Source organism: Leptolyngbya sp. FACHB-711, from assembly GCF_014695615.1.
GTDB lineage: Bacteria > Cyanobacteriota > Cyanobacteriia > Elainellales > Elainellaceae > Leptolyngbya_A.
Genome location: NZ_JACJOR010000094.1, coordinates 1 through 6,186 on the forward strand (window position 1 = coordinate 1; position 6,186 = coordinate 6,186).

Annotated in this window: 8 protein-coding genes and 1 tRNA gene; 3 read left to right on the forward strand and 6 right to left on the reverse strand. The window is 50.0% G+C overall.

Annotated features, from left to right (window positions below; genetic code table 11):
• The first annotated feature begins 147 nt into the window (after positions 1-147).
• From H6F80_RS02835 to H6F80_RS02845, 3 genes are all read left to right on the forward strand, one after another.
• Positions 148-474, forward strand: a complete 327-nt coding sequence (locus H6F80_RS02835; RefSeq protein WP_190790098.1) for a hypothetical protein — start codon at positions 148-150, stop codon at positions 472-474.
• 162 nt (positions 475-636) lie between these two features.
• Positions 637-1,326 carry a hypothetical protein gene (locus tag H6F80_RS02840; RefSeq protein WP_190790099.1) on the forward strand — a complete coding sequence of 230 codons (690 nt, stop codon included), beginning with the start codon at positions 637-639 and terminating at the stop codon, positions 1,324-1,326.
• A gap of 809 nt (positions 1,327-2,135) precedes the next feature.
• Positions 2,136-2,450, forward strand: coding sequence for a carbon dioxide-concentrating mechanism protein CcmK (locus tag H6F80_RS02845; protein ID WP_190790100.1), 315 nt, complete (start codon positions 2,136-2,138; stop codon positions 2,448-2,450).
• A 611-nt stretch (positions 2,451-3,061) separates the two neighbouring features.
• Here H6F80_RS02845 and H6F80_RS02850 read toward each other — a convergent pair.
• From H6F80_RS02850 to H6F80_RS02875, 6 genes are all read right to left on the reverse strand, one after another.
• The gene (locus H6F80_RS02850; RefSeq protein WP_190790101.1) at positions 3,062-3,559 is read right to left on the reverse strand and encodes a GAF domain-containing protein; all 498 of its coding nucleotides are present in this window, start codon (positions 3,557-3,559) and stop codon (positions 3,062-3,064) included.
• A 466-nt stretch (positions 3,560-4,025) separates the two neighbouring features.
• Positions 4,026-4,099, reverse strand: a tRNA-Pro gene (locus H6F80_RS02855).
• 61 nt (positions 4,100-4,160) lie between these two features.
• The gene (locus H6F80_RS02860) at positions 4,161-4,526 is read right to left on the reverse strand and encodes a DUF1818 family protein (protein ID WP_190790102.1); all 366 of its coding nucleotides are present in this window, start codon (positions 4,524-4,526) and stop codon (positions 4,161-4,163) included.
• A 22-nt stretch (positions 4,527-4,548) separates the two neighbouring features.
• Complete coding sequence (locus H6F80_RS02865; RefSeq protein ID WP_190790103.1) at positions 4,549-5,271, reverse strand: hypothetical protein; 723 nt, start codon at positions 5,269-5,271, stop codon at positions 4,549-4,551.
• A 41-nt stretch (positions 5,272-5,312) separates the two neighbouring features.
• A complete protein-coding gene (locus H6F80_RS02870) occupies positions 5,313-5,579 on the reverse strand; it encodes a DNA-directed RNA polymerase subunit omega (protein ID WP_199296331.1) in 267 nt (88 codons plus the stop codon).
• Between the two features lie 91 nt (positions 5,580-5,670).
• Positions 5,671-5,904: a hypothetical protein gene (locus H6F80_RS02875; RefSeq protein ID WP_190790104.1), complete on the reverse strand. Its 234-nt coding sequence runs from the start codon at positions 5,902-5,904 to the stop codon at positions 5,671-5,673.
• Positions 5,905-6,186: the final 282 nt, after the last annotated feature.

Here is a 6,186-nt window from a genome sequence, read left to right on the forward strand (position 1 = left end):
AGTTACGTATTGCAAACAGGCAGGCAAAAGATCGCGCAAATCCTTGATTTTTCCTTGTTTTAGCGACCGAGTAACTGGCACACTCAGGCACGCCTTTGTATAGCAGCCGAAAAAAATGGTCGTTAAGGATAAGCTGTCCCGCTTACGATGATTGATCTCTGTGGAGACGAACGGAATTTAGCACAAGACATAGTTTATCGGCTCTACAACGACCCCTCACGCAGTCCTAGTAGCAAAGTCCTCCACAAACTAGCGAAAGCCTTGCCCTTCAGCGCTCTTAATGATTGGCTCAAGTTTGGGCTGGTGGACAAAGAGCGACGATCTCTTTTTGTTCGAACAGCTGAAAATTTTATTGAACATCTCAAAGAAGAATCTGATTGGCTTAAGCAACTTTCAGAAGTGGTAAGACAGGGTGATCACGCCAAAGCCAAAGAATTGGTGGAGGAGTTCGATCGCTGTTTTTCTCGTCGGTAGCACTAGTCAAGGGCTTTGTGCTGCTCACGCCATCTTGAATTGTTGGTGGAAGACTTCGATTGCTAAACAAAGGCGAACTAGGGGCATCCTCAGGACACTCGATCGTTACCCCTCCCACTGCTCCGGGAAGGTTTAAACCAAACCTCCCTCTCAAGCAAACCCATGAAATTCTCTCTTGCAGTGCTGACGATCGCCCTATTTCTTCCCGCACGTCCGGTTTCCGCTCAAGCCCTCAATGTGCAAGGGCTTCAGGCTCAGTTGCACCAGCAATACTGCTCACAACAGTGGGCAGACGCAGCCAGCACAGCCGATCGACTTCTCGCGGCTCCAATTCAGTGGAATCTAGGGCAGCGAGAGCAGATGAGTGACCATCGCGACCTGCTGGCTCGCTACGCCCAAACCGGGGCAAGATTCAGCACGATTCCCGGCTGTGGCGATCGGATTTCGACTGAGCAGTGGGAGCGAGCTGCAAGCACAATTAGAAATGGGGCAGGAAGCGGCGGCAGAAGAACAGGCGGAGCCTCCCACGCGAGCAGTCCGGTTTCAAGCGGTTCCAGTATTGGCAGTTCTGCGATCGACTTTGACCTTCCCTATCGCAGTGGTCGTTCCTCAGTCGGCAGCAGTTCTTCTGGCAGTAGCTCTGCCTCAGTTGACACCAACTCTTTTGGCGGCAGTGATTTTCTGGGGCACGGCGGTTCCTCGTTGTCGCTTCCCATCCAAACTTCTCTCCCCCTCTCGGTCGAGCTTAGCGGGTCTACAGGAGGCGGAAGCTGTAACACGCCGAGTGACATTGCCACTGATAGAAGCCGCTGTAGTGGCAGAGCTGTAAGTACACGATCGAGTGGCAGGTAAAAAACTTACATCTCAGGTAGAGGTATGAACTGCTCAAAGATGGCGAGAGGACAACCCCGCAGCTGACTGAAGCAACCCAAGGTGGGCAAGCGCAAGTCCAGCTCTGTTACAAACGCCTCTGTGCTCGCCAACTCATCGAGCGATCGGGCAAGGGGCGAGCTTGCCACCCGTATTCGTCCCGTATTCGTACAGATTGGAGTTGAATGGCTCTGGCAACGAAATGGGGAAGGGTGAGCGTCGATTGGGAGAACTAGCTAAACGGCGATGTAATTCCGCTTCATCTGTTGTCTGCTGCCGAATGACTCTCGATTAGCCATCAAAAAGCCTTCCGATCGCACTGATTAGAGGGCTTGCATGACATGGGCTCATTTCAGAAATGCTTTGCAACGATCGACCCTCCGACTCAGCCTTGTCCCAATCGAACTGCTGGTTGCCTAGCCAGTACCCGAAGCTCGGACGTGATTCGATCGGCGAGTAGTTCCATATCGTGACTAAACAGCGGTACACTTAATAGTTAGATACACTTTTAAGAAATCAAGATTTTATTTGACACCGTATCCTGAATTTTATTGATAGTGCTGCGCAACGCTATTGAGTGCAAAGGCTTTGGTATATGGTTCTTAGAGCTACTACCACCGTACTTAGTTAACACGCACGGCATTCTATAAAACAGGCAACAAAGGACGCTTGATCAATATGGGTTGGGCACCGTATCAACCCATCAGGCAGATTCGTTCAAATGGAATCAGGGACGGATTCCTGAGTGTCTATCGACCATCAAAACTATCAAAAAGGTTAGATGTATCTTTATGTCAATTGCTGTTGGAATGATTGAAACCCTGGGTTTCCCGGCGATTACCGAAGCGGCGGATGCCATGGTGAAAGCGGCTCAGGTTACCTTAGTCGGCTACGAAAAAATCGGCAGTGGTCGAGTCACCGTCATCGTTCGGGGCAATGTTTCCGAAGTTCAGGCCTCGATCGCCGCGGGCATTGAGTCGGTCAATCGGGTTAATGGCGGCTCTGTGCTGTCAACTCACATCATTGCGCGCCCCCATGAGAACCTGGAGTATGTGCTGCCCATTCGCTACACCGAAGCAGTCACGCAGTTTAGAGATGGGATGTAAAACTTCCACTTCAAGAAAAAGAGGTTGCTAGGGGCGAAGCTATACCTGACATTCCGCCCTTTCCACTGGCACACTGACTATTAACGACTGAAGCAATTAGCTTCATAGCGATCACCTACTCACCGAGGAAGGCTGACGGGGACATCTCCCTAAGCCGATCGCATGAATATTTTGACTGCTTTTCCTACCTTTAGCAGGAAGGAGATGTAAAGCATAATTGCAATAATCAATACATAACAAGAAAGGATTTAATAAACCGCTCCCTAATCATCGGGGGCATTTTTATTACTTGGAACGTTCTTCAAGACAAGCCCTCGACTAGTGCAACATTGATTGCCCTAACGTCTCCCAAGCTGAAGTGCTAGTGATGGGGGAATTCCCCTAGTCCGACCGATAGAGTACCTCGACTACTTTCTCTATCAATAGTTAGATTGAAATATGAAGTGACTTTGTGATTATCTGTACATAGCATATTTGTTGAACAAGCAGCCCCAGCTTATTAAAAGCGTTTTCTGTTACTTAACTCGTTCTCCAGAGAAGCCCTTGATCAGTGTGATCGAGGGCTTTGTATTTGTATCAGGTAAACAAGAGCCAATCTAGTTCTTTACTTCCTAAGGTAAATTGAGTTCTGTTTCCTGAATTGCCTTAACAAGATATGGCGTAATCTCATCTAGCAAAAATGCCTCTTCAGCTGTAAAAGGAATTGGCTTGAAATCGAAGTGACAGATTGTGCCAAACAGTTCTCCATTCTCTTCCAATAGCGGTACGCCGCAGTAAGACCGCACTATTTGCTGTTTCAGATGCCCCTCTACTCGATCGTCGTCTAGGGAGTCATTGATGACAAAAGGCTTGGCAGCACTTCGCACATAGACGCAATAGGAATCTACTACTGGTAAGTCCGGGCAACGCTCAATCTTAGAGTTCTCCCGGTCAATTAGATGCAGGTTGCGGAGGGTATCCCCCTCAAAGCGAAAAACGGCAGTAAAGCGATGGTTACTAATTGAGTTGAGGAATTGCAGCGCTGCCCGAACACCTCCTACTCTAAGGAGTTCACGAAAGGTAGCAATTGCTTTTGTAGGATGGGACGATAAGTGAGAGGTGGTAAGCATGGACGTTATAAATGGTGCAGCAGTGGGGCTTTATGATTCAACCATGTTGCGTCATTTCAGAAACAGCTTCAATCCTTCAATTGATTGAATCTTGCTTCAGCGTGATAGTGACTCTGGCTCGTTTAAATAGTCAAGTTCATAAACCGATCGCACCCAGCCCAACATCAGCGCAACATCGAGCAATATCTAAAATTTCTCTCCCATGAAGAAACCACGCCAACGTGCAGAGCGCGGCAGCATCAAGGTTAATCATAGGGGCGATCGTCTCCAACTTAGATGGACAGTAGCAAGAGAGCGTTTCTCACTTGAATCTGCACCGTGCCAAGAAACTAGCTGCCCAGATTCAGCAAGATCTGATTGGATCTAGCGGTAGAAATGCTTAATTAATGCCAAGCAATGCCAAGTAGAAAACCTGCCCTCTCTAGTGAGAAAAGCAGGCTTTCAAGTGGGGATTTGATTTAAGCGATCGGAGCGGCGGGATTTGAACCCACGACCCCTACTACCCCAAAGTAGTGCGCTACCAAGCTGCGCTACGCCCCGATGCACTTCGTTTTGTGCTTAAACAGCATAACATAACTCATTGTCATCATTCTGCAATCTACTAAAAAACCTTGAGCATTTGCACTGCCTGAACCAATGGCGGAACTGCCTGCTCTGACCAGGTTCCTTCTGCGCCTCGCCCTGTTAGCACAATCAAACGAAGCTGATAAGCCTGGGGAAATCCCTCCGCTTCCAGCCAGATGCGATCGCTTTCGACCTCCAGACCAATCCGCTCCTCTTCCATGAGTTCCTGCCCCATCTGCCCCATCATCTGGTCAAGCTGCACCACAAGCCGACAAAAATCATCCAACTCTGCTTCCGTTAGCTCGATCGCCCAGTCGTCGCTGCCCACAAGTCCCTTAAACTGAGGTGCATCGGCATCCCAGCCGAGCCGCCATCCGGTTCCCTGTTTAAGTTGACGTACCATGAGCAGGTTTAAGAACGAACTCTTATGGAGCTAAAAGCTGAGCATCGCCGGGTTGAGGACTTTGAAGTGAGGGCGCAGCAGGGCGGGGAGCGGGCTGCGGGGCAGGACGAATATTAGTGGATGGAGGAATTACCCCTTCGGGAAACTGCGAAGCACTCGAGGCAGGGGGTTCGGCAGACGAAGGCGCAGCAGTCGCGGCAGGCGGGGTATAGACGGCATAAACAGATACGAGGGCATTGACCAGCCGATCGCGCTGATTTCGGGTGAGGCGATTGATGGCGGCGATGTCTCCAGCGTGAGGACTGGGGCGCAACGTATCTACACCGGGATAAGTTGAGGCGATAACTCTTTCGTTTGCGCCAAGATAATCCGCCAGGGTCAGCTTCCAGTCCAGGCGGTAGGTAAATGGTCTGCCCCTGACATAGGAGTGATAGCGAATCAGGCGACTTAGCAGCGTATTGCGATCAGACACCCGCCCCGTATCTTCGTTGACGTACTGATTTTCAAGCGGCAGATCGGGTTCCAGCGCATAGACCTGGGCAGCGGCTTCTTCAATTCGCAAAAACTGTTGCTGTGCCTGAGTGGCCTGAGGCGATACGGCAAAAATAAGGCGGGGCAGGGGATCTGTCTGTCGCGGAACCCCCCTCTGGATAGGCAGCATTGCGATTGCAATAAAGAAACCCGTGGTGATCAGCGCGATAAATCGCCCCGAACGAAATTGCTGACGACGGTTTGCCGATCGCATTCTGCCAAATTCCCCTGAATGATTCCCCTGAATGAATTAGGCTATTCGCCGATAATTTCGGGCTGAGTCAGCTCATCTGACATTTCGATGATTGCCCGGATAACAGGCTTCATTTTGGGGTCGTCGAGGCTGTCAAACTCCTCAAAGCGACGACGCTGGGCGCGGTTGGCAACTTGAACCGTAATGCGATAGCGGTTTGATGCAGCATTGACCAGATCTTCAGCTCGACGCATCAGCTGGGTGGTATCAAGCGCAGAGCGTTTTGCCACTCCAGTGGTGCGAATGGTTGGTTTGGTGAGAGCGTTCATTCTGTCAGCTCGGTTCATAGGTTGATTACTTCCCAATTTAGCCATGTTGATCGCAAATTGCCGAAATACAATTACTGGTTGTTACTACTTGTTACGGTAACGTTTTCCAGGCATGTGTGACAACATCGCTGAGCCAGCGACGCAGTTCTCGATCAAGCAGGCTATCGTCTGCCAGCACTTCAGCCGTGAGATCTTCCAGCGATTGCCCTTTAGAGCGAGCCACCTGCACCACGCCCGCAATTGCCGCCACAATTAATTCTTCATTAACAGGCTGCTGTCGCAGGGCAACTATTTCTTGTGAACTGGCTGGGATGGGATAATGCATTAGAAATCGATCTCTAGCAGTGATCGGGCGAATGACGAGACTTTTTCAGGCACATTTAGCGTACTCGGAAGTGTAGCGCAGATTGGGCAGTTGTCAACCCTGTTTTTACAGGAAATTTACCTCGTCTCTCAGCGAATTTATCGGAGCTTTAGAAATCCCTGATGAAAGAAATTCTTTATCTTGAAGTTCCCACCCCAGACCTTGCATCGGTCGGGCAGTGGCTCCAGCAAAGCTTTCAGCCTAGGATTGAAGCAGGCATCACAAAAGTGGCTACGCCGGACG

Excerpts from the sequence above, each read along its gene's own strand:
- H6F80_RS02835 (WP_190790098.1), top strand. The coding sequence starts at position 148 with ATGATTGATCTCTGTGGAGACGAACGGAATTTAGCACAAGACATAGTT.
- H6F80_RS02840 (WP_190790099.1), top strand. The coding sequence starts at position 637 with ATGAAATTCTCTCTTGCAGTGCTGACGATCGCCCTATTTCTTCCCGCA.
- H6F80_RS02845 (WP_190790100.1), top strand. The coding sequence starts at position 2,136 with ATGTCAATTGCTGTTGGAATGATTGAAACCCTGGGTTTCCCGGCGATT.
- H6F80_RS02850 (WP_190790101.1), bottom strand. The coding sequence starts at position 3,559 with ATGCTTACCACCTCTCACTTATCGTCCCATCCTACAAAAGCAATTGCT.
- H6F80_RS02860 (WP_190790102.1), bottom strand. The coding sequence starts at position 4,526 with ATGGTACGTCAACTTAAACAGGGAACCGGATGGCGGCTCGGCTGGGAT.
- H6F80_RS02865 (WP_190790103.1), bottom strand. The coding sequence starts at position 5,271 with ATGCGATCGGCAAACCGTCGTCAGCAATTTCGTTCGGGGCGATTTATC.
- H6F80_RS02870 (WP_199296331.1), bottom strand. The coding sequence starts at position 5,579 with ATGAACGCTCTCACCAAACCAACCATTCGCACCACTGGAGTGGCAAAA.
- H6F80_RS02875 (WP_190790104.1), bottom strand. The coding sequence starts at position 5,904 with ATGCATTATCCCATCCCAGCCAGTTCACAAGAAATAGTTGCCCTGCGA.